Origin of the sequence: Leptospira yanagawae serovar Saopaulo str. Sao Paulo = ATCC 700523 (genome assembly GCF_000332475.2) — a bacterium.
GTDB classification, from domain to species: domain Bacteria; phylum Spirochaetota; class Leptospiria; order Leptospirales; family Leptospiraceae; genus Leptospira_A; species Leptospira_A yanagawae.
Genome location: NZ_AOGX02000024.1, coordinates 353,258 through 378,852, shown reverse-complemented (window position 1 = coordinate 378,852; position 25,595 = coordinate 353,258). Strand labels below are relative to the sequence as shown.

The window sequence follows — 25,595 nt, the reverse complement described above, 5'->3', positions numbered from 1 at the left end:
TTTTTTTTGATTGTAGCCCTTATTTTTTAAAGGCTGCCTTCATTTTTTCACCAACTTCCCCAATATGAGCACAAATGCTCACACCCGCATCTTGCATCGCTGCAATTTTGGAAGTCGCTGTCCCCATTCCACCAGAAATAATGGCACCCGCGTGGCCCATACGTTTTCCTGGAGGAGCCGTTTGGCCTGCGATGAAACCAACAACTGGTTTTTTCACATGGGCTTTGATGTAAGCCGCTGCTTCTTCTTCCGAAGTTCCACCAATTTCACCAATCATCACAATGCCTTCCGTGTCTGGGTCTTCGTTGAGTAGGCGAACCGCTTCTGTGTGGTTCATTCCAGGAACTGGGTCTCCCCCGATTCCAATGCAAGTCGACTGGCCAAGGCCTGCCGCTGTCAACGAAGCTACAGATTCATAGGTGAGGGTTCCCGATCGAGAAACAATCCCAATATTCCCTGGTGTGTGGATGAAACCTGGCATAATTCCCATTTTTACATTGTAACGTGGGTTGATCACACCTGGACAGTTTGGTCCTACGAGTTTCGTTTTGGAATTTCGCAACACACTGTACACTTTTAACATATCGTGCGTTGGGATCCCTTCCGTGATACAAACCACAAGTGGGATCTCCGCAAAGATTCCTTCAAGAATTGCGTCAGCTGCAAATGGAGGTGGAACGAAAATCACTGCTGCGTTTGCCCCGTCCTCTTTCATTGCGTCTTTAATGGTATTCCGAACAGGAGCTGTTTTTCCAAATTCTGATGTCCATGTTTGGCCACCTTTTCCTGGAGTCACACCTGCTACTACCTTTGTTCCATATTCCAACATTTGTGTTGCATGGAAGGAACCTTCTTTTCCAGTGATCCCTTGTACAACTACTCTTGTATTTTCATCTACTAATACAGCCATGTTTTCTGTTTCCTATTTTTTGATTAGGGAGACAATTTTGTCTGCCGCGTCACGGAGCCCTTCGACTCCCACAATGTTCATCCCAGATTCGTTTAGGATTTTTTTCCCTTCTTCTGCATTGGTTCCTTTTAAGCGGACCACAACTGGAACCGATACGTTCACCTTTTTTGTTGCTTCGATGATTCCTACAGCAACTCGGTCACAACGAACAATTCCACCGAATACGTTTACAAAAATACCTTTTACGTTTGGATCGGAAAGGATAAGCCTGAACCCATTTTCTACAGTGGTAGGGTTTGCTCCACCTCCAACGTCCAAAAAGTTTGCAGGTTCAGCACCAGCTAACTTTACAATGTCCATGGTTGCCATCGCAAGACCTGCACCATTTACCATACAACCAATATTACCGTCTAACTTTACGTAGTTGAGGTTGTATTCTTTTGCTTTTACTTCGTATGGATCTTCTTCTGTGATATCACGAAGGGCTTCGTTGTCTGGGTGGCGATAAAGAGCGTTTTCATCCAAGTCCATCTTGCAGTCCCCTGCAATGATTTCGTTTTGTTTTGTGAGGATGAGAGGGTTGATCTCAAGGAGTGCTGCATCTTCTTTGATGTACGCATTGTAAACTGCGTTAACGAGGGCAGTGAAGGACTTTTGTGCTTCCGCTGGAATTCCGAGAGCGAACGCAAGTTCTCTCACTTGGGATCCTTGGATCCCGATGCCTGGATCAATTTGGATTTTGATGATTTTTTCAGGGTGGGTTTCTGCCACTTCTTCAATTTCCATCCCACCTTCTGTGGAAGCCATGATGATGGTTTTGCGAATGGCACGGTCGAGTAAAATGGAAAGGTAGTATTCCTTTGCGATTTCAAGACCTTGTTCAAGGTAAACTTTTAGGACTTTTTTTCCCTCAGGCCCAGTTTGTGGGGTGATGAGTTGCATCCCGAGGATTCTCTCCGCAGCTGCTTTTGCATCGTCTTTTGTTTTGGCGACTTTCACTCCGCCACCTTTTCCTCGTCCACCAGCGTGGATTTGGGCTTTTACCACCACTACGGGTGATTTTTGGACAACTTCGTTATATGCCTTTTCGAAATCACCGACAGTGTCGATGACCTTTCCGAATGGAACGTTGGCATTGTGTCTACGTAGGATTTCTTTGGCCTGGTATTCGTGGACTTTCATGGATTTCCTTATGTCATTGGTACGTCCGTGGGCCTTCGCCGACGGATCACTAGGTTAAACCTCATGGGTTGGGGGAGATTGTCAAGTTGGATTGGAAAGAAGTGTGGAAAGCGAAGGGCTAAGTCGCTGAAAGTTTACGAGAAAAATTCCGGGATGGACCTTTCGTTTTATGCCCGAAGGCTTTCTTCAGGATGTTTCGGTAGGATCACTCGAAACACAGAACCTTTGCCTTCTTCACTGGTCACAACAATCGAACCACCTAAAACTTCTACTTGAGATTTGGTGATGAATAACCCAATGCCTCTGGCGTCTTCATTCCTGTGAAAGGTTTTGAACATACCAAATATTTTGTTGCCATGTTTTTCTAAATTGATGCCAAGTCCATTATCTTCAACAGTGATTACAATTTGTTCATTTTTCTCTTCTGCTTCAATCCGAATGAAGGCACCTTTTTTGAGTCGAACGTATTTCACTGCATTGGAGATAAGATTTAATAGAATACTTTCTAAGTAAGAGGGAATCGTTTTACATTCAATTTCGTTTGAAATGCAAACTTCTACTTGAATGTTTCTTGATTCGATAGAACCTTTTAAGATGGATAAAGTTTTATCCACCTCAATTTTAAGTGAACAAATTTCCATTGGTTTGTTTAACATTTGGTTGATGGAGATAATATCATTTAAATGAGTAATGGTCTCTTCTAATTGTACGGAAGAGGCATGTAACATATGAACAATCTTAGTTTTGTCTTCTTCAGTTTTGGATTCTTCTAATAATTGCACAAGGGATGTAAAGTTTGAAGAGTGTTGTCTTATGTTATGAGATACAATATATGCAAAGTTTTGTAATCGATTGTTTTGGATGCCAGTGAAATGTAACATCCGTTTTGTGTTTTCGAGAGCCTCTATTTCTTCAGTGATATCAAATCGAATGGATAAAAAAGATTCAATTTGGTTTTTTTCATCATACAAAGGATGGATAAAGGTTTGTAACCAAAAATAATTTCCATCTTTTGATTTGTTTTTGATGATACCCTCCCAAGTATTTCCCGATTTGATATCTTTCCATAAACCTGTCCAAAACTCTTTGGGATGATAGGCTGCATTTAAAATTCTGTGGTTTTTGCCAATGATTTCGGATTCTGTATAACCGCAAAGATTCACAAATTTAGAATTTACCCTAGTGATGGTACCGTTTGCATCGGTGACACTGACAATGGCAGATATTTCAATGGCGTCTAAGATCGAGGTTAATTTTTTGTTTTGGAGTTGGATGGTGTTTTGTGTTTTTTTAAGTTCGGTGATATCTAAAAAACTCGCTGTTGCACCTTCTAAATTCCCTTTCTCATCATACAGAGGAGTTGCATTGACATTCAGCCATTTTATTTGACCTTCTTCTGAAACAATTCCATGTTCACAATTGTATACTGTTTCCCCTTTACCAAGCGCAATTGCCAATGGAAGTTTTTCGACTGGAAACGGTTCACCATTTTCATCAATTTGTTTCCATTCTCTTGAACTAAAGTAACGATTTTCGATGGTTTTTAATTCCAATTCTAAAATATTGGCAGCACTGTCATTGGCATAAAGGATTTGACCTTCCGTGTTGACAACTACGACACCATTGATCATTGTTTTTAAAAATCGATTTAGTTTGGTTTCTTTTTGTTTGAGGGCCTTTTCTGCAAGCAATACATCAGATAATTCTTCAATCAAAACCGTACAATGTGTAACATTCAGTTTGTTTAAAATAAATAAAAAGTTTTGATTGTTCGTGCTTTTGGTTTGGTAACCAGAAATGGTTATAACCTCTTCATATTGGGTGTTGTTTTGGAAACAAGTATTGATTTGGTTTTGAGAATCGAGTTCCATTAAAAATGGAAATAGAGAACCAATTGTTGGTATGCCATTTCCTATTTTGAGTGAGGGATGGGTTTCTTTCGCCATTTCATTGGCAAAAACCAATTTTGAAGAATGATCAAAACCTTCCTCTTTTGTTTCAAACAAAAATACTGAACGTTTCAGTTGGTTTGCAAATCCATAAAAAAGATTCGTTTCCGTTTTGTTTGTTATACTCATAGGGTTGCAACACCCAATCCAAAAGGAAAGGTGAAAATCTTAAGTCGATTGGACGAAAGAATCCCTCTGGATTCCGATTCTATCCTTAAAATTTGTTCCAATAAGGAGAAAGTCGGATGGGATCACAAAAACTTCCATTTGGTTTTGTGTCCAGAAGGTCAAATCGATCGGCATTGTGAGGAGAAAGGTAAATTTCACCTCGTACACCGATGGCACCACCACGATAGGAACCAGATGATGGATTTGCCATTAGAACATTGTAGGTGTCCGTTCTTGGATCAATCGAAATGAAATTGGAATAATTATAAGGAATTGGATAAATCTTTCCATTGGGAGAAAGCACTACTCCATTGAACATTCCACTCACTGGTGTCGGTAGGTTTCCGAGGTTCGTTACAGTATCATTGTTTTTTGTATCGACTGTAAACACATTACTTGCGTTATATGGAATTAAATAAATTTTTCCGTTTGTTGCATAAATCCCAGAGATAAAATTCCCGCTGCCACCAAAGTTAAATGGATGTTCGGAAACCGTTTCAGTATTTGTATCTAAAATATGGATATTGGTCGCATCGTGAGGGATAAAATATATTTTTCCTTCGGGTGTTAGCACTCCATTGGCAAAAATCCCTCCGGTAACAGGATTAGAAATCGATCCTAAAGACTTTGTATTCGTATCATAGTAACGGATTATGGATTCACTGCTCGGAACATAGTAGATTTTTCCATTGGGAGCAAACACACCTCCATTGTATGCGGCTCCACCCATTGTGATATTGCCAATTGTCGATATGGTTTCGTCAGATGTATTGAATTCAAAAAAGTCATTGTTTTGGTGGGGGGAAAGGTAAATCTTTCCATCGGGACCAAGGGTTCCTCCTATAAAATCAACTAAACCAGCTACAGAAGTAGAAAGGGCATACGAACGATTGTTAGGGTCGATCGAAATGATGTAGGGTGAGTTATATGGAAGTAAGTATACCTTACCATTTGGGGCACTGAGCGCACTTTGGAAAGCAGGATAACCCACACCGATGGCTGCCGCCACTGAATTAGGAGAATATTGGATAAGAGCTTCAGGCCCACTGACACCAAGAGATGATTGTGCCTCTACTTCCTTTTTGACCAAATCCCAATTTTCGGTTAAGTGGACTTGTTCATAAGATAAGGAACAAATGGGTTCACGAGGTTGTTGGATTTGGTATCCACAATGGAAACTTTTGTCTTTCGTGGTGATGCGAAAGAACAATTCCTCTATATAGGAATTGGAATTCACATCGCATACATTCGATAAATCTCCATTCGAACAGGAAAAAAACAAACAAAAGAAAGAGAAAAAAATAAAAGAACGAAACATAAAGGATACAAAATGGATGTTATTGTTATCCTCACTCCATCCGCAATCAAGATAAGAAATTTCCCTAAGAATGTGTTTGAGGAATCATCCGTAGCGAATTCTTTTACATAAAATAGCTAATAGCTGTTATACGCCAATGGATAGAAATTCCATTCAGATCGCGAATTGTTAGCATTGAGACTGTCAGAATGTATAAACAAAAAATCGTATGGTTCTCTTATGTTTTGGGATCCAACGTTTCCCAATGGATTAAATCGGACGTTTTATTATTTTTATACCGTCGGCATTGATATTCGGAAAAAAATTTGGGTCTCTGTTCGGATCGGTCAGTAGAAGTTTTACATCTCGTATCCTTTCATAACACTCTTTCATCAATAGTTGGTGGCCACAGCCAAGTAGATGGTAACCTTCATGGATCAGTGTCGATTTTGGACTTGTGAATAATAGTTGGATGGTGGAAATGTATTTTGCTTTGATATAACCTTTAGTATTGGTGCGAGTTTCGACAGCACCTTGTATTTCCAACTTCACTCCGACTCCAACAAAGAGTCCCAAAGTAAACACTTCGTAAGCGATATCACCCCAAGTCCTACCTTTCAGATACAAAAGTCTGTCACAAAATTCAGGCATTTTTTTATTTAACAAATACTCTATGATATCCGAGCCATAAAATCCGGGACGTTCCATCACAGCCAAGGGAATGGGTTCAACTTTGAGACGGTAAAAGGAAAGTTCATCATTCCAAGATGTGAATAGAGATTGGATTTCATCTGGTTCGATACCAGGTTCACGGATGAGACAAACGCGAATGTTCACTTCCTCTCCAAACGACATCGATTCCCGGACAGAGTTTTGGTGGAAACCAATTGTGGTGCAACTGGCTAGGAAAAGGAAACAAGTGAAATAAAAAATTTTGAACATGGCTTTCAATCGATTCAATGGTCTGCTTTTTTGTCCATCTGCCAAACGTTAAAAATCAGAAACACATCGAGTATAATTGTCTGATGAATTTGATTTTGTATCAGGTCCACCACCTGAATATTGGAAATTGACGACAAATGCATTCGAACCAAACTGAGTTCCTGAAGTTGAAGTCCAATAATTCACGACATCAGGCGATGCAATTTCTGCCGTATTGGGAAAGAAAACCGGATCATAACCGGGCCTTCCGTAAGTGATGTAAAAGTCGATCAGACTCCTGAGTTCATTGGCGTTTGGAAGCCTCCATACCTTACCGGCCAAATTTAAGTTTTGGCAATAATTGATCGCCGTTTGCCAATCAGAGATAAGATCAGTCCCTCCCGTACACGTAGCGAAGTTGGTTTGGCCTGCATGGCACCTTTGCCAAACAAGGGAAGTGTCTAAATCCAAGATGGTTCCATCATTATTATTGATTAAACGTTTGTTTTTGATGGGAGTTCCATTGGCAACACAACGCAATCGGTGGAGGTCTCCATATCCACCACCTCCAATTCCTGATTCAATAAAAGTAGGATAATAGGCTCCCACTCCTGGATCATAATCCGTGTTTGTTTTGAAATTCCAGCTATCAGTAGCAGGGAAATAAGTTTGGTTAATCGATGGATTGATTGTAGTATAATCGAATGTACTCATATACTCATACATTTCGGGAACACGCCAATCGGTGCGATTGGCAAATCCAGACCCAACATTGAGACTTGCACATTCCGTTTGTGCTTGTGTAAATGTAAAGCTAGTTGTACCCGAGGTTGTACATCCGATTCCTGTGATCCCTCTTTGGCAACTCGTCCATACCAGTCCGGAGTTTTCTTCGGTTGTGATTTCCACACCAGCCACCAAACTGGGACCAATAAAACTTTGCGTTGTTCCTTTTAGGAAGTTTCCGTCCTGACCCGAAACACTCGAACAAATGACTGGATTGTATGCACCATCGTAACAAGTGGTTTGGTTTGTTTTGAAGGGAAGTTTTCCCATCCATAAAGGAGTGTAAGTGCAACTGGCACTGCCTTTGGGATTACTTGCAGTGATGGTATAAGAGACTCGATTTGCCTTCCAACCAGAGTAACTGCCTTGGAGGGAAGCAAAGAAAAACGAAAAGGAAATTCCTTCGGGAAGGGGAGGGTCACTGGAAAACGTCAAACGATTCCCATCAGTTTCAAACGACTCCACAAAAAACATGGAATTGGCTTTTGGAATCGGAGCAGGGCAATTTAGAAAACTCGGTGGAACCACTTCCAAAACCAATCCACAATGTGGGGTTTCATCAAAATTGATGAAACGGATGAGTAAACTTTCTAAATACGATTTTGTTTTGGGATCACAAAGGTTATCCAAATTGGACCTTTGGCAATTCATCAATTGAGTGGCACAGAGAAAAAGCAAAACAGAACTAAATTTCATCTGTGTCATAAAATCGATGCTAAATGGTATTTTTCAATGGAACCAGCTATGAAGGAATTTCTGCAACAATTTTCTCTCGGAATGATGCAATTTGTGATTTTAATTGATCGATCCGTTTTGTATCGGTAGGAATAAGCGATGTTAGATGTAAAGTTTTTTCTGCTTTAGGCAAATTGCCTATTATCAGATACAATTGTACAAGTTGTATCAAGTTGGAAAGGTGGCCTGGGTTACGAAGTCGGATCCTTTCTCCCATATCAATTGCCTTTCCGTATTCTTTTGTTTGTTTATAAGTGAACGATGCTAAATAAATTAAATCCGTATCACCAGGGAATTCTTCAATATAGGTATTGAGTTTTTCGGCCGCCAATTGGTAATCTTTCATACGTACGAGTAGGCGAATGAGAGCTCTTTTGATTTCTCTGTTTTCGGGATTGATGCGGTTCGCCTCAAGTAAACTTGTTTTTGCATCTTCAAAAGATTCCGTTTTGATTTGGGTTTTTGCTTTTCGCATCAGTTCATATGATTCTTTACGAATGGCCCTTGGTGGTTGGTTACTATTTTCCATAAAACCAATCCGCATTAAACTTAAGTCATCCGTGAGTTCTCCCATGGTCAGAATGGATTGGTATATACTTTTTAGATCTCCATTCCCTCGTTCAACATGGCGTAAAAATAATTCTTCATCGTGATTGATTTTTCTAGCAGTTGTCTCTGTCACAAATTCGATATCATCCCTTCCATCCGACCCAAGAATTAAAATATCCCCAGGTAATAATTGTAAGGTGGAGATTTCGAGTGTTTTTTCTGAGAATGGAGTTCCTAGTTTCCTGAGTTCAGAATTGTTTTTAATGAACTCGGCAGTTCCCTTTCGATATAAAACTGACCATGGATGTTCTGCATTTAAATAATACATTAGGCCAGTCTCATCATCAATCAGGCCCATAACCATGGAAACTAACATAGAACAGTCGAAACTTTCAAAAATATGGTGGAGTTCTTGGTAAGCATTTTTGATCCAACGTTCTGCATACAAAAGTTTTACTGCTTCGACAGCATTGGACCTTTCTAAAATGGATTGTACTGCTGCACCAAGGACAAGAACACCACCCGCACCCTGTAAGGATTTGCCCATTGCATCTGCATTGAGAAAAAAGGTATAATCTTTTCCTCGTAAGGTGATGGTTCGTGTGATGCAAATATCTCCTCCGATTTCATTTTCTCGTCCATGGAATAAAAAGGTTTTCTTTTGTTTGATTAAAAAATCTGTTTTGACATGGGAACCAATGGTTTTGTTCAAACTAAGAGGTTTGATGAGAAGTGATGTTAAAAAATAATCACCATCTTGTTGTTTTTTTAATGTCTCCACAGTTTCCAAACTGTTTCTGAGTTCTGAGGTTTTTGCTTCGACAAGTTCTTGTAGATTCTCTCTGATTTTCCCTACCTCTCTTGTTGCCTTTTCAAAGTTTTTAGCAAAGAGAATGAATTCCTTATCGATGGATAGGATGGGAAGAGCACCACTCCCACCTGTAGCCAAACTATTAGCAGACTCGTTAATTTGTTCCAAAGTTAAGTTGATGGATTGGAAAAACATATAAATCAAAATGACAGCTTCTATAAAAGTCATCGTGATAAAGGCAGTAATCTTCAGTAAACTTGCATTGCCAAAGGATATGAAAACAGATAATACACTTAAGGAAAGTAAAATGAGGATTAATAAAAAGATAAACTTTCCTTTTAAACTCAAAATTCCAAAATTTTTATGTACGGTTACATCTCGGAATGCTAAAATCTTTTTAATTTCCACTCTTTTTGATCCTGTGGCATAATCGGAAATGATATATGAAAAACCACCGTAAACAAAAACAGCCGATAACCATCCAATAAAAATCAAAACTAACTCATACAACGGATACGAAAACACCAAATAGGTGATAGAAACAGAAAGGAAAATCATAAGAGCATACCGAATGGCCGCATACATATTTTCTTTTGGAAGGTGGATGAGTGTATTTAAATTGTTCTCCAGTTCTAAGATATCTTTGTGACGAATGGTTTCATTTCGTTTGAGAAAAAGATTTAGTTTTCGTATGTCAGAACGGAATCCACCGTAACCTATGGGAGTTAGGATCCCAAACTCGATGCTATGGCCAACAGCTGCCAAAAACGTAGCAAAAACAAAAACGTTCACTACTTCTGGGTGGTTTTCGATTGTGAAATTGGGAATGAGAGCTGAACCAAAAAAGTATGCGTAAAAAGCACCAAAAAAGGCCCCTTGCAAAGAAAAGAAAACAATCGCAAAACTATAAGAAATGGTTTTGTGTAAAAACTTGAAAATATGATCAAAGATCTGACTCATTTTCGTCCCCAAGGAATCCAAATTCTAAGAGAAGGGAATCGATGCGTAAAGAGATTTTTCACCTCATAATTTGAAAAAAGTTAGATATCATATTAAAAAAAACTTTCAAACGAAATCACAATCGTTAGTTTTCGCTAATGGATTTAAAAAACAAAAGAATTGTAGTGACTGGTGCCGCATCTGGGATCGGGAAAGAAACCGTATTGCAGATGTTAAATTTTGAAAACGTTAAAATCTTAGCATGTGACTTAAACGAAAAAAATATTATATCTCATCCAAATGTCATTCCTTATAAATGTGATGTATCAAAACCAGAATCTTTAGATAAACTACTCAAAGACGCAGATAAAAAATTAGGTGGGATTGATATCTTTTATGCCAATGCTGGTTTTGCGTATTATGAAGTGATCCCCGAAGCCAGTTGGGAACGAATCGACCGAATCTTCCGCACCAATGTGTATTCCCCATTTTATACTTTGGTAACTTTGAATTTGAAACGGAAAGAACCTTGTTTATTCATTGTGACTGCGTCTGCGATGAGCCACTTACCACTTCCAGGATATGCCTTGTATTCGGCTACCAAAGCGGCGGTCCGGTCCTTTCTGGAAGCTTACCAATGCGAATTGAAACCCGGGAACCGAACGATGATTGTGTATCCGATAGCGACTCGTACAAAATTTTTTGACTCAGCAGGGAAACAGGTTCCCGTTCCCTTCCCAAGCCAAACTCCAGAGACAGTTGCGAAACAAATTGTAAAGGGGATTTTAACTGACAAAAAGGAAGTTTTTCCCTCTTTCCTCTTCCGTTTCATTCAGTTTTTGGACAGGTTTTTATTTTTCCCGCTAAAAATTTACCAAAAAATAGAAGCCTTAAAATTGAAATCGCATAAATCTTAAGTCTACTGCATAGTGTCCACTATGCAGGCTTCTTCGGGAGAATCGTTACCAGATTTACCACCATCGGCAATGAACCAGTCCATTGTCGAAGCGGATCTTTTGAAAACGATCATGGAGGTGAGCTCCACTGCAATTGTTTTGTTAAATCCACAAGGGCAAATTCTGTATGCAAACCCTGCTTCTGAAAATGTCCTTGGAATCAAATTAACAGACATCCTCTCTCGAACCTATGATGCACCCCAATGGAAAAATACTTCTCTTGATGGTGGCCCTTGGCGAGACGAAGACCAACCCTTTAATATCGTTTTAAAAACAAAAAAACCTGTAGCCGACATCCGACATGCGATTGAAGACGCACTAGGAACCAAAAAATACCTCTCCATCAATGGTTCTCCTGTTTTCGATGAGAAGGGTGAGTTGCGTTCTCTCGTTTTTTTAATCACTGACATTACAGATAATGTTCTGAAACAAAAAGAATTGGAAGACAGTGAGGCCAAATACAGAACGATCACCGAACTTTCCCTTAGTATGGTATATGATCTAGATATCCCTTCAGGCAAAAACTATTGGGCAGGTGCCATCCAAGAAATCACTGGTTACACGACGGAAGAATACCTTGCCATCGGTTATGAAGCTTGGTCACTTCTCATCCATCCAGAAGATAAGGATAGAACCTTACGATTGTTTGATGAAGCAATGGAAAAGAAAACCAAGTTTTCTTGTGAATACAGATATCGAACGAAAACTGGAAATTATATTTATATCGAAGACAATGGAATCTTTTTGTATGATAAAGAAGGTGTTGCCTATCGCATGTTTGGTGCGATGATCAATCGTACAGAACAAATTGTTGCCAATTTAGCCCTCAAAGAATCTGAATCAAGGCTTCTCATGTCACTTGATGCAGTAAAAATGGGAATATGGAGTTGGGATATTGACAAACAGGAAATTTATTGGTCTCCACAAACGTTTGCCATTTATGGATTTCCATCAGATGATTCTGAAATTTCAATCGACAGGTACATAAAACTTCATCCTGAAGAAGACATTGGAAAAATTTCGTTAGAGATTCAAAGTTTAAAAGACGATCCGAGTCGTTCCGGATTTACGATCCAACATCGTATCTTCCACACAGATGGAAAAGTCCATTGGGTGGAATCTAGAGGAAATCTTTTGCGAGATGGAGAAGGGAAACCATTTCGTTTGATGGGAACAATTTTAGATGTCACCGAAGCTAAGTTAGCGGAAGAAGCCTTAAGGACATCCGATGAACGTTTCCGAGCATTTTACCAATTTTCAACCGAAGCATTTTTGATTTTTGATGAAAATTCACTACGTGCAAATGATTCCAACTTTGCTTTCCAAACCTTATTCGGATATAGCCCTGAAGATACAAAAACTTTAAGGATTCGTTCCTTACTTACGATTGATTCCCTACAAAAGATTCGTGAAAAAATCGCATCAAATTCTAGTGAATCCATTGAAGTTGTTTGCAAACGTAAAACAGGAGAAGAGTTTCCAGCACTCGTTTCCATCAAGCGTTTTAAATACAACCAAACTGATTCGATTGCGTATAGTATTTTCGATTTGAGTCCCATTAAAGAGGTTGAAGAACTAAGGCAAATCAATACCGAAATTCGTGAAAAAAACAAACTCATCGAAAAACAAAAAATCGAACTTGAGATGGCATTTGAAAATTTAAAACGAACACAGGAACAATTGGTCCAATCAGAAAAATTAGCGGCCCTTGGACAACTCATAGCAGGGATCGCTCACGAGATCAATAACCCTATTGGTGCCGTGAAAGCTTCCAATCAAAACATGTTGGATTGGCAAAAACGTTATGGCATTGCCTCTCAATTATTTCGTGAAGCCATCCTCAGTGTTCCAAGGGAAGAACAAGTCATTCTCAAAACGATCCTATCAAACCTTGACCAACCCATTGAATTTTATACAGGCAAAGAAGAACGTTTACGGAAAAAAAAGAACAAAGAAATTTTAATGCAGAAAGGTTTTAAAGCTGACGATGCGGATGAATTTGCAGAAGCATGGGTGGAGTTAGGAATTGGAGAATTGGAAGAACAATACATTCCACTTTTTTATTCGCACTACTTAAGAGTGTTTTTAGATTATTTGGCTTTGGAGATCCAATTCCGTCGGAACACTCGATCCATCCAATTGGCAGTAGATCGTGTTTCGAAAATTATGTACGCCTTGAAGAACTTTTCTCATTTTGACTCCACTGGGAAAAAAATAAAAGCATCCGTACAGGACACAATAGAAACAGTTCTTACAATTTACCAAAATCAATTGAAGAGGGGGATAACCTTAACCAAAAATTACGAAGATATCCCACCTATACTTTGTTATCCGGACGATCTCTTACATGTATGGACAAATTTGATTTATAATTCATTACAAGCGATGTCATTTACTGGGAATTTAGTGATCACTATCAAGGATTGTGGAGAAGAAGTAATGGTTTCGTTACAAGACTCAGGGCCTGGCATCAACCCAAACATTCGAGAAAAAATCTTTGAACCATTTTTTACGACCAAACCTCCAGGAGAAGGGAGTGGGCTTGGACTTGACATTGTCAATAAAATTGTGAAACGTCATGGTGGAAGGATTGATTTGACTTCAAAACCAGGAGAAACGATTTTTTCGATTTACCTACCGAAAGGGAATTAAGATTCGATTGCTTGGGAGATGGCAGCAATCAATTCTTTCTCGTCCCAAGGTTTTTTTAAGCAAGTGATGAGTCCAATTTCTTTTTGCAATGCATCCACTAAGGTTTCTTCAGCAAATCCAGTGATGATCACTTTTTCAATGGATGGAAACTGTTTGTGAACCTTTCGTAAAAATTCATCTCCATTCATACCAGGCATCGACCAATCGGAAATGATGATGGCGACTGAATTTCCTTCTTCTTCAAAGTCTACGATGAGATCCCAAGCTTCTTTGGCATTTTCTGCCGTAAGGTATTTGAATTGTTCTCCGAAGTGGTGTTTCACTTGCGATTTCATGCTGAGTAAAATGATGGATTCATCATCTACAAAAAGAATCGCCTTTTTCCCTTTTTTTGCGCAGTAAGAACATCCACAGAAGAAAGTTATATCCGTTCTCTTTTAAATGGCAAGTAAATCTTGCCAAATTCCTAGAATTTCTACACTTGGGTCTTTATGACAGCATATCCTAATTTACTTTCTCCATTATCACTTGGATTCACTACACTAAAGAATCGAACCATCATGGGTTCCATGCACACAGGCCTAGAAGAGGCACCAGGTGGCTATGAACGTATGGCAGCCTTTTATGGAGAAAGGGCGAAAGGAGGAGTTGCCCTCATTGTCACAGGTGGCATTGCACCAAATGAAGCAGGTCGAGTGGCAAAAGGTGGGAGTGTGATGGACACAGAGGAAGAAGCCCTCCACCACAGAGTGGTCACTGATGCGGTTCATAAAGAAGGTGGAAAAATTGCCATGCAAATCCTACATACAGGAAGGTATGGATACCATGATAAAATTGTAGGTGCATCAAACCTACGTGCTCCTATCAATATGTTCAAACCTCATCCATTAACAGAAGAAGAGATTTGGAAAACAATTGATGATTTTTCTCGATGTTCCGAATTAGCTAAGTTAGCTGGTTACGATGGTGTCGAAATCATGGGCAGTGAAGGATACCTCATCAATCAATTTATTGCCAAACGAACCAATAATAGAACCGACGATTGGGGTGGGAGTTTCGAAAATCGAATTAAGTTTCCCATTGAAATCATTAAAGCCGTACGCAAACGAGTAGGTTCAGACTTTATCATCATTTATCGTTTGTCAATGTTAGACTTAGTGGAAGAAGGGGGAAACATTGAAGAAGTTCTCCACCTTGCAAAAGAAATAGAAAAAGCGGGAGCTACCATCATCAATACTGGTATCGGTTGGCATGAAGCTAGGATTCCGACAATTGCAATGATGGTTCCTAGGGCAGCTTTCACTTGGGTCACCGCAAAAGTGAAAGGACATGTATCCATTCCACTCGTAACTTCAAATCGAATCAACACACCTGAGATTGCTGAATCCGTTCTTGCGCGCGGAGATGCCGACCTAGTTTCTATGGCACGTCCTTTTCTTGCGGATGCTTTTTTTGTTGAAAAGGCAAAACAAGGAAAACCGGAAGAAATCAATACCTGTATCGCTTGCAACCAAGCTTGCCTCGACCATATCTTCCAAGGCAAAACGGCAAGTTGTTTGGTAAACCCAAGGGCATGCCATGAAACAGAACTCATCATTCAAAAAACGAATACAGTAAAAAAGGTAGCAGTGGTAGGAGCTGGACCTGGTGGAATGTCTTGTGCCAAAACACTTGCAGAACGTGGGCATAAGGTCACACTCTTCGACGCTCAATCTAAGTTAGGTGGTCAATTAAATATAGCAAGAAGGATTCCTGGCAAAGAAGAGTTTAAAGAAACCATCCGTTATTTCGATACGATGTTAAAAAAGTACGATGTGGATGTAAAACTGGGTACTTATATATCCAGTGAGGACTTAATCAAACAAGGATTTGATGAAGTGGTGCTTGCGACAGGTGTTATCCCTCGGATTCCAGAACTTCCTGGGATCGATGGTCCGAATGTTTTGAGTTATGTGGACGTAGTACTCAAAGGAAAACCAGTGGGAAAACGTGCAGTCGTTATGGGAGCAGGAGGGATTGGTTTCGATGTGAGTATCCTTCTCACAGACCCAGGTCATGCGTTTACTACCGAAAATTACTTAAAGGAATGGGGCATACAAACTTCCATCGGAAAGGATGGAGGTCTTGGTAACAAAGAAACTCCCGTTGGTGTTAGAGAAGTGACAATGTTAAAACGATCCAATAGCAAATTTGGAGCAACACTTGGGAAAACAACAGGTTGGATCCACAAAACATCCCTAGAGGATCGCAAGGTAAACCAAATTTCTGGTGTGACATACAAAGCCATTGAAGCCGATGGAGTTGTCATCGAAGTGAAAGGGGAAACAAAAAAAATACCATGTGATACAGTTGTCATCTGTGCAGGCCAAGACCCTAACCGTTCCCTCCTCACACCATTACAAAATGCAAAGATTCCTGTGCATTTAATCGGTGGGGCCGATCTTGCTTCAGAATTAGATGCCAAAAGGGCAATTGACCAGGGGACAAGGCTTGCCACTACCATTTGAGAAAAGGTAAGATTGATATCAGATACATCATTTGGGAAATTCAAAATAGGTAATGGTTTGAAACCACTGAAGATGACTGTCCGGAATGCAGAATTCCAAATCATTTCTGCCCTTCGGACAAATCGTACCAAACGAAGTAAGGAAAAAGAAGTTTTTGTTGAGGGGACTGAAGCCATCAAGCAGTTAATCACTGCAAGGTGGGAGGTCACTCGGATATTGTACAGAGAAAGTTTTGTTTTATCATCTTGGGCAAAGGATGTGTTACTTTCTTTTTCAAAAGCAAAACAATTTGAAGTGAAAGAAGATTTATATTTGGAACTATCAGAAAAAGAAAATCCTTCTGAACTTCTAATCACAGCAAAAATGAATCAACAAAATGTATATGATCTCAGTGATTTCGTAGAAACAGTTCAAAGTAAAAAAGATTCTTTGTATCTGCTATTCGATCGCCCAAGTGATTTTGGAAATTTTGGTTCGATTTTACGTTCTTGTGATGCCTTCCAAGTCGATTTTGTTTTTTTAATCGGCCATTCAATCGATGTATATGACCCAAAAGTCATCCGTTCCAGTTTAGGAGCATTGTTTCACACCAAACTTGTGTTTGTAAATGAATTTGGGTCTTTGGTTTCTTTTGTTGAAAATGGGAAAAAACGGAATGGATTAACCGTGATTGGATCTGATTCCAGTGGTGGGGAGGAGTTACAGGAAACAAAGATTGAATGCCCAACGCTCTTCATTTTGGGAAATGAGAGGAAGGGAATGAGTATCAATTTACAAGCTCTATGCGACAAAATTGTCCGAATTCCCATGATGGGAGTAGTCAACTCCCTAAACGTAGCGAGTGCAGCTTCTATTTTCCTTTGGGAACTGGCAAAATTGAGAAAGAAGTGAATCCTATTTTAACGACAAGTGGCGATACTTCCATCTGGATTGTATTTTACACTCGCTCCAGATGTGAATTGGATGTATTTGACTCCGTCCACACAAACTTCATCATAACCAAAGTATTTGGCACAACCCCGTGAGATGGTCCCGCAACCCAATAAAAACAAAGTTGAAAATAGAATCATACGAATTGGTTTTAGTTTCATGAATTGATATTAACTCCTATTTTTAATGACATATCATTCCAAATTTCATCCAAAGTGGAAAGGTGGGCAGTCAGTTGGTTTTTGTGATACAACACAATATTTGATTTTTTTAAATTATGAAGTGATTTCGGGATATGATACAAAACTTCTTTTGTTTTGATGAATTCACCTTCCCAATCAATCAAATTTACTTTTTTTAATTTTTGGAAAATCAATTCTAATTGTGTTTGGATATTTTCTTTACGTAATTCAGAAGCAATCGTAATCTCAGGAGAGTGTTTTTCCAGTTGGGATTTCACTTGGAATAACAAATGCACTAATTGTTGTTTTCTGATATTGGTTTCTCTTTCCAATTTTAATAATATATAAGAGGTTAAATTTCCAAGAGTGACAGTATAATGTTTGCCAAGTGTGTCTGCCACAAGTTTTACAACTATGTCTGCTGGCATCTCACTTGGTATTTCAAAAGGTTTACCATATTTAATATAAAGTTTAGTTTTTTGATAAGACAAGTGATCGTAAGTTAAAGTAAAACTATTAAAATGTAATTTATCAATTTTCGATTTGATGTAATAAGCGCCACGTTTTACCTGATTTAAAAAACCGTCATGGTTGTATGTTCCTTCTGGAAACATAAATAAATTCCGTCCCTTTCTAATATGAGCTACTAAATCAGTCCACTCACTATCAACCTTATCTCGGAGTTCTCCTTTTTTTAAAAGCTCTCTTGCATTGTCACGAAACGGACGTTTAATGGGAACAGCACCTATATAACGTAATAAAACTGGAATGATATTACTTGCATCAATCAGTTTGAATATCCATTTGAGAATTCCTTTTGCGCGAAATTCTTTTTGCAAAAATCCTTGTTTTAGGATATCTTCTCTTGCCGGAATGATCATTTTGATTTTTGGATTGAGTCTTGGGTAAACCATTGCAAGGGAAACTACATCAGCTTCTGATACATGGTTACAGAGAAGAGCTGAAGGATAGGGTGCTTCTAATTCTTCTTTTTCTGGAAAATTTTCTTCGATGGAATGGAAAACGAGCCCCCTAGCAAAACTGACTAGTTTGATGAGAAAGTCATAAGGGACAGTATGTCTTTTTGGTTTCATTGAGGTAGGTATCTAAAAAAAAGAGGAAACAGTCAATTGGAATCCGAAAAGACCAACCATTGAAATTGCTTTACGAAAACGGAATCTTCTATGGAATGCAAGGCAAACTAGGCAGCAGTAGAATGAAATTTTACATCGCACTCTTTCGGATGGAACCGATCCAAGTCCTTCTTGTATCAGTCAGTTTGGGAATCACTGCGTATTGTGGAAATTTGGTATATTTTTATGCTGATTCGGATTGGAATCATTTTGCAACAGGATTTCTCTATTTTGGAGTGGGTTATGCATTTTTTACATTCTTTGGAAAGTGGAAAGAAGGAATCGTAATTTCTTTGGTTTCTATTTTTTTAGTTCAATTTTTTTTTCGAGGAGAAATAAACGAAGTAAAATTCTTACAAAGTAAAGCAGGTGAGATGCTCCCAACCAATCATCCGAAAATAGGGGATTCTTTCTTTTATTTGCACGGGTATCAATTTTCAGCTAACTGGCATTATTCGAAAATTCTGACACAGGTATCACATGACCAGAAAGGTAGAGAGAACAGGCACACAAGCCACTATCTTTTGATCCCTCTCATCCATTATAACTTTCCAAATGAACCCATACGTTTTCTTTATCTAGCGCCAAATGCCTACGGATTCACACCTGGACTTTGGTTTTCCGTTGGTTTTTTCTGGGCCATTCACCGCGCCTTCCAGTCCCTCATTTTCCAATTTCGTTCATAAAATGAACAAAAAATTTCTTTACTTTGTTCAAAGACTGAACACATTTTGACAGAGTATGGGACTCAGGGGGCGAAGCTATGCCATGTGTCCTAGTCCAAGAATGCCAGATCCAAAGAATTGGCATCCAACCTCCAATTTTTCTCTATGAAAGATTCTTACGAATACAGTGACCACCACCTCAAGTTACTCCAGTTACTTGAGGAAAACCCACACCTTTCCCAACGAGATGCTTCTGATGTTTTGGGTTTAAGTTTAGGGAAGGTGAATTATATTTTGAAGGCCTTCCTTGACAAAGGCCTAATCAAAATGAATAATTTTCGTAATAATAAAAATAAACTTTCTTATACTTATTTACTCACTCCGCAAGGCATTGAAGAAAAAGCACGTATGACCCTTCATTTTTATGAAAAGAAAAAAAGAGAATATGAAGCTTTAAGAGCCGAAGTAGAGAAGTTAGGTGAGATTGTGGAAGAGCTCAGCTAGTAAAATCAGAAATTTATAGAATTAATACTTCTTTCATACATTCAATTGGGAAAATTTTCATGAATCAATCTTCAAAGATATACGTTGCAGGACATAAGGGACTTGTTGGTTCAGCACTTGTAAAAGTACTAAATCAATCTGGGTTTACAAATGTGATTGGGAAATCACATGCTGAAATGGATTTACAAAACCAATCCCAAGTATTGGAATTTTTTGAAAGTGAAAAACCGGAGTATGTATTCCTTGCTGCTGCCAAAGTAGGTGGGATCCATGCCAACAATACCTATCCTGCTGAATTTATTTTTTCGAACTTACAAATCCAAAATAATATCATTGATGCTTCTTACCGATATGGGATCAAAAAACTTTGTTTTTTGGGTTCTTCTTGTATTTACCCCAAGTTTGCCAAACAACCTATGGATGAAGGACAATTATTAGATGGAAAATTGGAACCAACTAATGAACCGTATGCGGTGGCAAAAATCGCAGGGATTGTGATGTGCCAATCCTACAATAGACAATATGGTACAAATTATATTTCAGTCATGCCAACCAATCTTTACGGACCTGGGGACAATTACCACCCTGAGAATTCCCATGTATTACCAGCTCTCATTCGAAGGTTCCATGAGGCAAAAAAACAGAATCTTCCAGAAGTAGTGATTTGGGGGACTGGCAAACCTTTACGTGAGTTTTTATATTCAGAAGACATGGCAAGAGCCTGTGTATTTCTCATGCAACACTATGATGTCTCTGGCGACCCGAAAGGGGGCGAACATGTAAATGTTGGTTCCGGCATTGAAGTCAGCATCAAAGAACTTGCAGAAACTGTTAAAGAAGTTGTTGGTTACCAAGGAAATTTAGTTTTGGACCCTACAAAACCAGATGGAACTCCCCGGAAGCTACTGGATGTATCCAAACTCCATCAAATGGGATGGAAACACCAAGTGGAACTCAAAGAAGGCGTTCGGTTGGCATATGAAGATTTTTTACAAAAGGGTGTTCATTCACCGTAGAATCGATCAAGAATCATTGGGAATTTTAGTCATACCTTACCTATGACTCAAAAGGTTCCTAATGCAGAGCATTTATTAAGAATTCTTTTTTGAATTGGAACCAGACATCCATGAAATCCGTTTTTGTTTCTACATTTCCCTTTTGTCGTACGAGTCCGAAAGCTCTTGAAATTTTGACGTCAAACGGGTATAAGGTGACAATCAACCCATTGGGAAGGAAGATGAAACCTCTGGAAGTGATGGAAGCAGCCAAAGATTTTGATGCCCTCATTGCGGGAACAGAAGATCTTACTCCACTCGTCAAAGAGACAAGCCATTTGAATCTCATCTCTCGGGTTGGTGTAGGGCTTGACAGCGTTCCATTGGAACTTTGTAACAAAAAGGGAATCTCGGTAGCCTATACCCCTGATGCCGTTTCCCCTGCTGTCTCAGAACTCGCAGTGAGCCTTATCATTGATGCAATGCGGAAGGTTACCTATGCGGACCGGGAAATCCGGAAAGGTGAGTGGACACGGCCTTACGGCTCGCGGATCGGAGGGTCGACAATCGGCATTCTAGGATTTGGAAGGATCGGAAAACGTGTCGCTTCCCATTTATTAGGATACATGCCTAAAGAGATTCTTGTCTGTGATTTGCTAAACCAAGAGCAATCGATGGAGCGGTTGCAAAAACTTTCCGATCAAATGATTGAAATGAACCAAACGCTTGGTAAAAATTGGAATCCGACAAAGTTGATTCAAGTTGATCTGGAAACACTATTAAAAAGGTCAGATGCACTTACCATCCATATTCCTTTGAATGAAAGTACGAAAAATTTACTCGATGCCAAGGCAATGTTCACTATGAAACCAGAAGCAGTGTTAATCAATACGGCAAGAGGTGGCATCGTGAATGAAGACGACTTATACCAAATGTTAAAAGACCAAAAGATTTCTGCTGCTGCAATGGATGTGTTTGAAGAAGAACCATATAAGGGTCCTTTATGTAATTTGGAGAATGTGATCCTTACCCAACATATGGGTTCTTGTTCCAATGACTGTAGAGAAGATATGGAACGAGAAGCCGCAGAGAATGTCGTTGGGTTTTTTAATGGTGGGAATTGGGAGAGGGTGGTTTAGGGGATGGTGGTTGTTGCTGAAATTTTAAGTTTCAATTTGTGACTTTGAAACTCTGGAAAAGGAATATTAAATGAATGTAAAATCAATATTAGTTACTGGTGGGACTGGCTCTTTTGGGAAACGATTTATTACGCGATTGGTGCATGCTTATCCTGATGTGAAACGAATCGTTGTTTTTTCTCGAGATGAGTTAAAACAGTATGAAATGTCTCTTGAATTTCCAAGCGAAGAGTATCCTCAGATAAGATTTTTTATTGGGGATGTTAGAGATAAATCTCGGCTTTTATATGCCTTAGAAGGGATTGACACTGTGATTCATGCAGCTGCACTAAAACAAGTTCCTGCCGCTGAATACAATCCTTTTGAAGCGATCAAAACAAATGTATTGGGTGCTCAAAATTTAATTGAAGCTTGTATTGAAAGAGGCGTGAAAAATGTTGTAGCACTCTCCACTGATAAGGCCGCTGCTCCAATCAATTTATATGGTGCCACAAAACTTTGTAGTGATAAACTTTTTATCGCGGCAAATCTATATAAAGGAAATCATGATATCAAATTTTCTGTAGTTCGCTATGGAAATGTTATGGGTTCTCGAGGATCTGTGATTCCCTTTTTTCAAAAGCACAAAGAAAAAGGTTATTTGCCAATTACCCACCCGGATATGACTCGTTTTAACATTACGTTAGATGAAGGTGTGGATTTAGTCATATATGCTTTGGAAAATATGTGGGGTGGGGAGATTTTTGTTCCTAAAATTCCAAGTTATCGAATTTTAGATGTAGCTGAAGCGGTGGCTCCTGGAATTGAAACAAGAATAGTTGGAATCCGTCCGGGAGAAAAATTGCATGAGGAGATGATAACGGAAACAGATGCATTAAATACCATTGAGTTTGAAAAGTATTTCGTGATTTTGCCATCATTTAAAACTTCATGGAATGTTGAAGATTTCAAAAGGAAATTTAAAGGAGACTTTTGTAAGGAAAATTTTCGATACAACAGCGGTGAAAATCAGGAATGGCTGAGCGTAGACGATATACGAAGTCTAATTAAACTAAAAGTAAGCGCTGGGTTTGTTTAAAGATGATTCCTTATGGAAAACAGAGTATCAATGATGAAGACATAAATTCAGTCATCGAAGTATTAAAGTCAGACTTTTTGACTCAAGGTCCTATAGTCGAAAAATTTGAATTGGCTGTCGCTAGTTATTGTGATGCAAAATATGCTGTAAGTGTTTCCAATGCAACTGCAGCTCTGCATATATCATGTCTTGCTTTAGGTCTAAAAAAAGATAAAATAGCTTGGACTTCACCAAATACATTTGTTGCAACGTCTAACTCTGTATTGTATACAGGTGCCAATATTGATTTTGTTGATATTGAACCAGATTCTTATAATCTCTCAATAGAAGAATTAAAGAAGAGACTTGTTGAGGCAAAAGCCGTAGGAAAATTACCGGATGTTTTACTACCAGTTCATTTTAGTGGGCAATCCTGCAAAATGCAAGAGATTAACCAACTTTCAAAAGAATATGGTTTTCAGGTTATTGAAGATGCTTCCCATGCAATTGGAGCAAGATATAATAATAAACCCGTTGGAAATTGTGAATATTCAGATTTATGCGTTTTTAGTTTTCATCCAGTTAAAATTATTACAACAGGTGAAGGCGGAGTTATTACAACAAACCGTAAAGATTTATATGAGCTTTTGATACGACTTAGGTCTCATGGAATAACCAGAAATCCTGAATTAATGACAAAAGAACCTGATGGTGATTGGTATTACCAACAGTTGGAGTTAGGTTATAATTATAGACTTACCGAATTGCAGGCTGCCCTAGGTTTATCTCAATTAAAAAGGTTAGATGAATTTGTCATTAGAAGAAATCAGATTGCTGAGAGATATAATCTACTTCTTAAGGATTTTCCGGTTAAATTACCAAGTTTAACTGAAAATATTTATTCTTCTTACCATTTGTATGTAATTAAGATCGATAGTTTTAAGTGTGATAAAAGTCATAAAGAGGTTTTTTCGGATTTGAGGAAACGTGGAATCGGTGTTCAACTTCATTATATCCCCGTACACACTCAACCATATTATCAATCATTAGGATTTAAAAACCGATCCTTCCCTGAGTCAGAGGCCTATTATTCAGCAGCGATCAGTTTGCCAGTATATTTTGAGTTAAAAGATTCTGAGCAAGATAAGGTTGTTGATACATTAAGGGAATGCCTTGGTTTATGAAAATTGGTTTAGGTACTGTTCAATTCGGTATGGATTATGGAGTATCGAACCAAGCTGGAAAAACAAAGCAAGAAGAAGTAAAATTGATTTTAAAAAAGGCACTTGAGGTAGGCATTAGAAAATTAGATACTGCGTATTTATATGGTGAAAGCGAAACAGTTCTTGGCCAAAATCCTAAAGAGTTAAATCACTTTGAAGTCATTACAAAAACGCGGAAATTTGTATCCGGTTCGATTACGAAGGAGGATGGATTATTAATCCGAAATAGTTTTTTTGAATCATTAAGCCGTTTGAAATTGAATAAAGTATACGGATTGATGATTCATGATTCTTCCGATTTATTAAAAGAAAATTCTGGTTATTTATGGGATGAGTTGGTAACTCTTAGAACAGAAGGCAAGGTTTCCAAAATTGGTGTATCTGTTTATTCACCTGTTCAAACAGAAGAAATATTAAAAAAATTTCCTATTGAAATAATCCAATTTCCATTAAATATTTATGATCAATCCTTTTTGCAAAATGGATTTTTAACAAAGTTGAAAAAGTTGGATATCGAAATTCATATTCGTTCTGTTTTTTTACAGGGGATGGCTTTAATGTCATACAACGAACTACCATCTTATTTTAAATCAATTAGGAATCATATAAAAGAATGTCAAGAAATGTTACGTAAACTGGATGTTTCGCTAGTTGAAGTAGCATTGGATTTCATTAAATCCGTTAAAGAGGTAGATTTTGCAATCCTAGGTTTCAATAATGCTTCCCAACTATTGGAAACAATTAATTCCTATCATTCTAAAACGAAATTCACTGGAATTGATTATTCTAAATTTGCAATATTTGATGATAATATTACTAACCCTTCTAAATGGAAAATTACGTGAGTGTAAAATACCCAATCGGAAATAAGATTTATCTTAGATGTCTTCAGTTAGAAGATGTGGGGGAACGATATTATTTCTGGTTAAACGATCCCGAAATAAATCAGTATTTAGAAACAAGATTTCTTTTACAATCAAAGGATGTGATTGCGGATTTCGTAAAATCTAAACAGGGAAGCACAAATGAGATTCTCTGGGCAATCTGTGAAAAAGAAACAAATCGACATGTTGGAAATATTAAATTAGGGCCAATGAATTGGTATCACCGATTTGCAGATATTAGTTTGTTTTTAGGTGAAAAGGATTGTTGGTTTAAAGGCTATAGTACTGAATCAATTTCTTTGGTTGTTGATTTTGCGTTTAATACATTAAACTTACACAAGGTGAAAGCGGGAGCGTATTCTCCAAATCTCGGATCAATACGGTCGTTCGAAAAGAATGGATTTAATCACGAAGGTTTATTGAAAAAACATTTTTATTCTAACGGATATTATGTTGATTGCGTGATGCTTGGACTTACCCGTGAAGATTATGAACGAAGTTCTTGATTTTATTCAAATTGT

22 protein-coding genes are annotated in these 25,595 nt (G+C 38.4%); 12 read left to right on the top strand and 10 right to left on the bottom strand.

The genetic code is table 11. From position 1 onward, the window contains the following. Positions 1–19: 19 nt before the first annotated feature. From sucD to LEP1GSC202_RS13465, 7 genes are all read right to left on the bottom strand, one after another. Positions 20–910, bottom strand: a complete 891-nt coding sequence (gene sucD, locus LEP1GSC202_RS13495) for a succinate--CoA ligase subunit alpha (RefSeq protein WP_015678143.1) — start codon at positions 908–910, stop codon at positions 20–22. Between the two features lie 12 nt (positions 911–922). Beyond that, the gene (sucC, locus tag LEP1GSC202_RS13490) at positions 923–2,092 is read right to left on the bottom strand and encodes an ADP-forming succinate--CoA ligase subunit beta (RefSeq protein WP_015678275.1); all 1,170 of its coding nucleotides are present in this window, start codon (positions 2,090–2,092) and stop codon (positions 923–925) included. Positions 2,093–2,259: 167 nt separating this feature from the next. Then, positions 2,260–4,170, bottom strand: a complete 1,911-nt coding sequence (locus LEP1GSC202_RS13485; RefSeq protein ID WP_015678353.1) for a PAS domain-containing sensor histidine kinase — start codon at positions 4,168–4,170, stop codon at positions 2,260–2,262. An 85-nt stretch (positions 4,171–4,255) separates the two neighbouring features. Next, positions 4,256–5,527 carry an NHL repeat-containing protein gene (locus tag LEP1GSC202_RS13480; RefSeq protein ID WP_039929012.1) on the bottom strand — a complete coding sequence of 424 codons (1,272 nt, stop codon included), beginning with the start codon at positions 5,525–5,527 and terminating at the stop codon, positions 4,256–4,258. Positions 5,528–5,776: 249 nt separating this feature from the next. Beyond that, positions 5,777–6,448, bottom strand: a complete 672-nt coding sequence (locus LEP1GSC202_RS13475; RefSeq protein WP_039929011.1) for a hypothetical protein — start codon at positions 6,446–6,448, stop codon at positions 5,777–5,779. 48 nt (positions 6,449–6,496) lie between these two features. Then, on the bottom strand, positions 6,497–7,918 hold the full coding sequence (locus LEP1GSC202_RS13470; protein WP_039929010.1) for an Lcl C-terminal domain-containing protein: 1,422 nt from the start codon (positions 7,916–7,918) through the stop codon (positions 6,497–6,499). Between the two features lie 37 nt (positions 7,919–7,955). After that, entirely contained in the window at positions 7,956–10,268 is a 2,313-nt protein-coding gene (locus tag LEP1GSC202_RS13465; protein ID WP_015678069.1) for a PP2C family protein-serine/threonine phosphatase, read from the bottom strand. Between the two features lie 137 nt (positions 10,269–10,405). Between LEP1GSC202_RS13465 and LEP1GSC202_RS13460 the strand changes: the two genes are divergently transcribed. Then, entirely contained in the window at positions 10,406–11,164 is a 759-nt protein-coding gene (locus tag LEP1GSC202_RS13460; RefSeq protein ID WP_015678127.1) for an SDR family NAD(P)-dependent oxidoreductase, read from the top strand. Positions 11,165–11,185: 21 nt separating this feature from the next. Further along, positions 11,186–13,855 carry a PAS domain S-box protein gene (locus LEP1GSC202_RS13455; protein ID WP_015678365.1) on the top strand — a complete coding sequence of 890 codons (2,670 nt, stop codon included), beginning with the start codon at positions 11,186–11,188 and terminating at the stop codon, positions 13,853–13,855. Here LEP1GSC202_RS13455 and LEP1GSC202_RS13450 read toward each other — a convergent pair. Then, positions 13,852–14,280, bottom strand: coding sequence for a response regulator (locus LEP1GSC202_RS13450; RefSeq protein WP_279615304.1), 429 nt, complete (start codon positions 14,278–14,280; stop codon positions 13,852–13,854). The two genes, LEP1GSC202_RS13455 and LEP1GSC202_RS13450, sit on opposite strands and share 4 nt — an antisense overlap. A gap of 66 nt (positions 14,281–14,346) precedes the next feature. Between LEP1GSC202_RS13450 and LEP1GSC202_RS13445 the strand changes: the two genes are divergently transcribed. Both LEP1GSC202_RS13445 and LEP1GSC202_RS13440 read left to right on the top strand, forming a co-directional pair. Then, the gene (locus LEP1GSC202_RS13445; protein ID WP_039929008.1) at positions 14,347–16,362 is read left to right on the top strand and encodes an NADPH-dependent 2,4-dienoyl-CoA reductase; all 2,016 of its coding nucleotides are present in this window, start codon (positions 14,347–14,349) and stop codon (positions 16,360–16,362) included. Positions 16,363–16,434: 72 nt separating this feature from the next. Next, on the top strand, positions 16,435–17,253 hold the full coding sequence (locus tag LEP1GSC202_RS13440; RefSeq protein WP_039929007.1) for a TrmH family RNA methyltransferase: 819 nt from the start codon (positions 16,435–16,437) through the stop codon (positions 17,251–17,253). Between the two features lie 8 nt (positions 17,254–17,261). Here LEP1GSC202_RS13440 and LEP1GSC202_RS13435 read toward each other — a convergent pair whose 3' ends face one another. Both LEP1GSC202_RS13435 and LEP1GSC202_RS13430 read right to left on the bottom strand, forming a co-directional pair. Continuing rightward, entirely contained in the window at positions 17,262–17,453 is a 192-nt protein-coding gene (locus tag LEP1GSC202_RS13435; protein WP_015678013.1) for a hypothetical protein, read from the bottom strand. Continuing rightward, on the bottom strand, positions 17,450–18,568 hold the full coding sequence (locus tag LEP1GSC202_RS13430) for a 1-acyl-sn-glycerol-3-phosphate acyltransferase (RefSeq protein WP_015678106.1): 1,119 nt from the start codon (positions 18,566–18,568) through the stop codon (positions 17,450–17,452). The genes LEP1GSC202_RS13435 and LEP1GSC202_RS13430 overlap by 4 nt, the downstream gene beginning before the upstream one ends. A gap of 122 nt (positions 18,569–18,690) precedes the next feature. Between LEP1GSC202_RS13430 and LEP1GSC202_RS13425 the strand changes: the two genes are divergently transcribed. The 8 genes from LEP1GSC202_RS13425 to LEP1GSC202_RS13390 all read left to right on the top strand — a co-directional run bounded on the left by LEP1GSC202_RS13425 (position 18,691) and on the right by LEP1GSC202_RS13390 (position 25,580). Next, a complete protein-coding gene (locus LEP1GSC202_RS13425) occupies positions 18,691–19,293 on the top strand; it encodes a hypothetical protein (protein WP_015678344.1) in 603 nt (200 codons plus the stop codon). A gap of 144 nt (positions 19,294–19,437) precedes the next feature. Next, positions 19,438–19,776, top strand: coding sequence for a MarR family EPS-associated transcriptional regulator (locus tag LEP1GSC202_RS13420; protein ID WP_015678341.1), 339 nt, complete (start codon positions 19,438–19,440; stop codon positions 19,774–19,776). Positions 19,777–19,835: 59 nt separating this feature from the next. After that, complete coding sequence (locus LEP1GSC202_RS13415) at positions 19,836–20,792, top strand: GDP-L-fucose synthase family protein (protein ID WP_015677980.1); 957 nt, start codon at positions 19,836–19,838, stop codon at positions 20,790–20,792. 110 nt (positions 20,793–20,902) lie between these two features. Then, positions 20,903–21,910: a phosphoglycerate dehydrogenase gene (locus LEP1GSC202_RS13410; RefSeq protein ID WP_015678346.1), complete on the top strand. Its 1,008-nt coding sequence runs from the start codon at positions 20,903–20,905 to the stop codon at positions 21,908–21,910. A gap of 70 nt (positions 21,911–21,980) precedes the next feature. After that, positions 21,981–22,988, top strand: a complete 1,008-nt coding sequence (gene pseB, locus LEP1GSC202_RS13405) for a UDP-N-acetylglucosamine 4,6-dehydratase (inverting) (RefSeq protein ID WP_015678062.1) — start codon at positions 21,981–21,983, stop codon at positions 22,986–22,988. 2 nt (positions 22,989–22,990) lie between these two features. Continuing rightward, positions 22,991–24,151 carry a UDP-4-amino-4,6-dideoxy-N-acetyl-beta-L-altrosamine transaminase gene (pseC, locus tag LEP1GSC202_RS13400; RefSeq protein ID WP_015678077.1) on the top strand — a complete coding sequence of 387 codons (1,161 nt, stop codon included), beginning with the start codon at positions 22,991–22,993 and terminating at the stop codon, positions 24,149–24,151. Next, the gene (locus tag LEP1GSC202_RS13395; RefSeq protein ID WP_015678190.1) at positions 24,148–25,035 is read left to right on the top strand and encodes an aldo/keto reductase; all 888 of its coding nucleotides are present in this window, start codon (positions 24,148–24,150) and stop codon (positions 25,033–25,035) included. The genes pseC and LEP1GSC202_RS13395 overlap by 4 nt, the downstream gene beginning before the upstream one ends. After that, on the top strand, positions 25,032–25,580 hold the full coding sequence (locus LEP1GSC202_RS13390; protein ID WP_015678326.1) for a GNAT family N-acetyltransferase: 549 nt from the start codon (positions 25,032–25,034) through the stop codon (positions 25,578–25,580). The genes LEP1GSC202_RS13395 and LEP1GSC202_RS13390 overlap by 4 nt, the downstream gene beginning before the upstream one ends. Positions 25,581–25,595 lie beyond the last annotated feature (15 nt).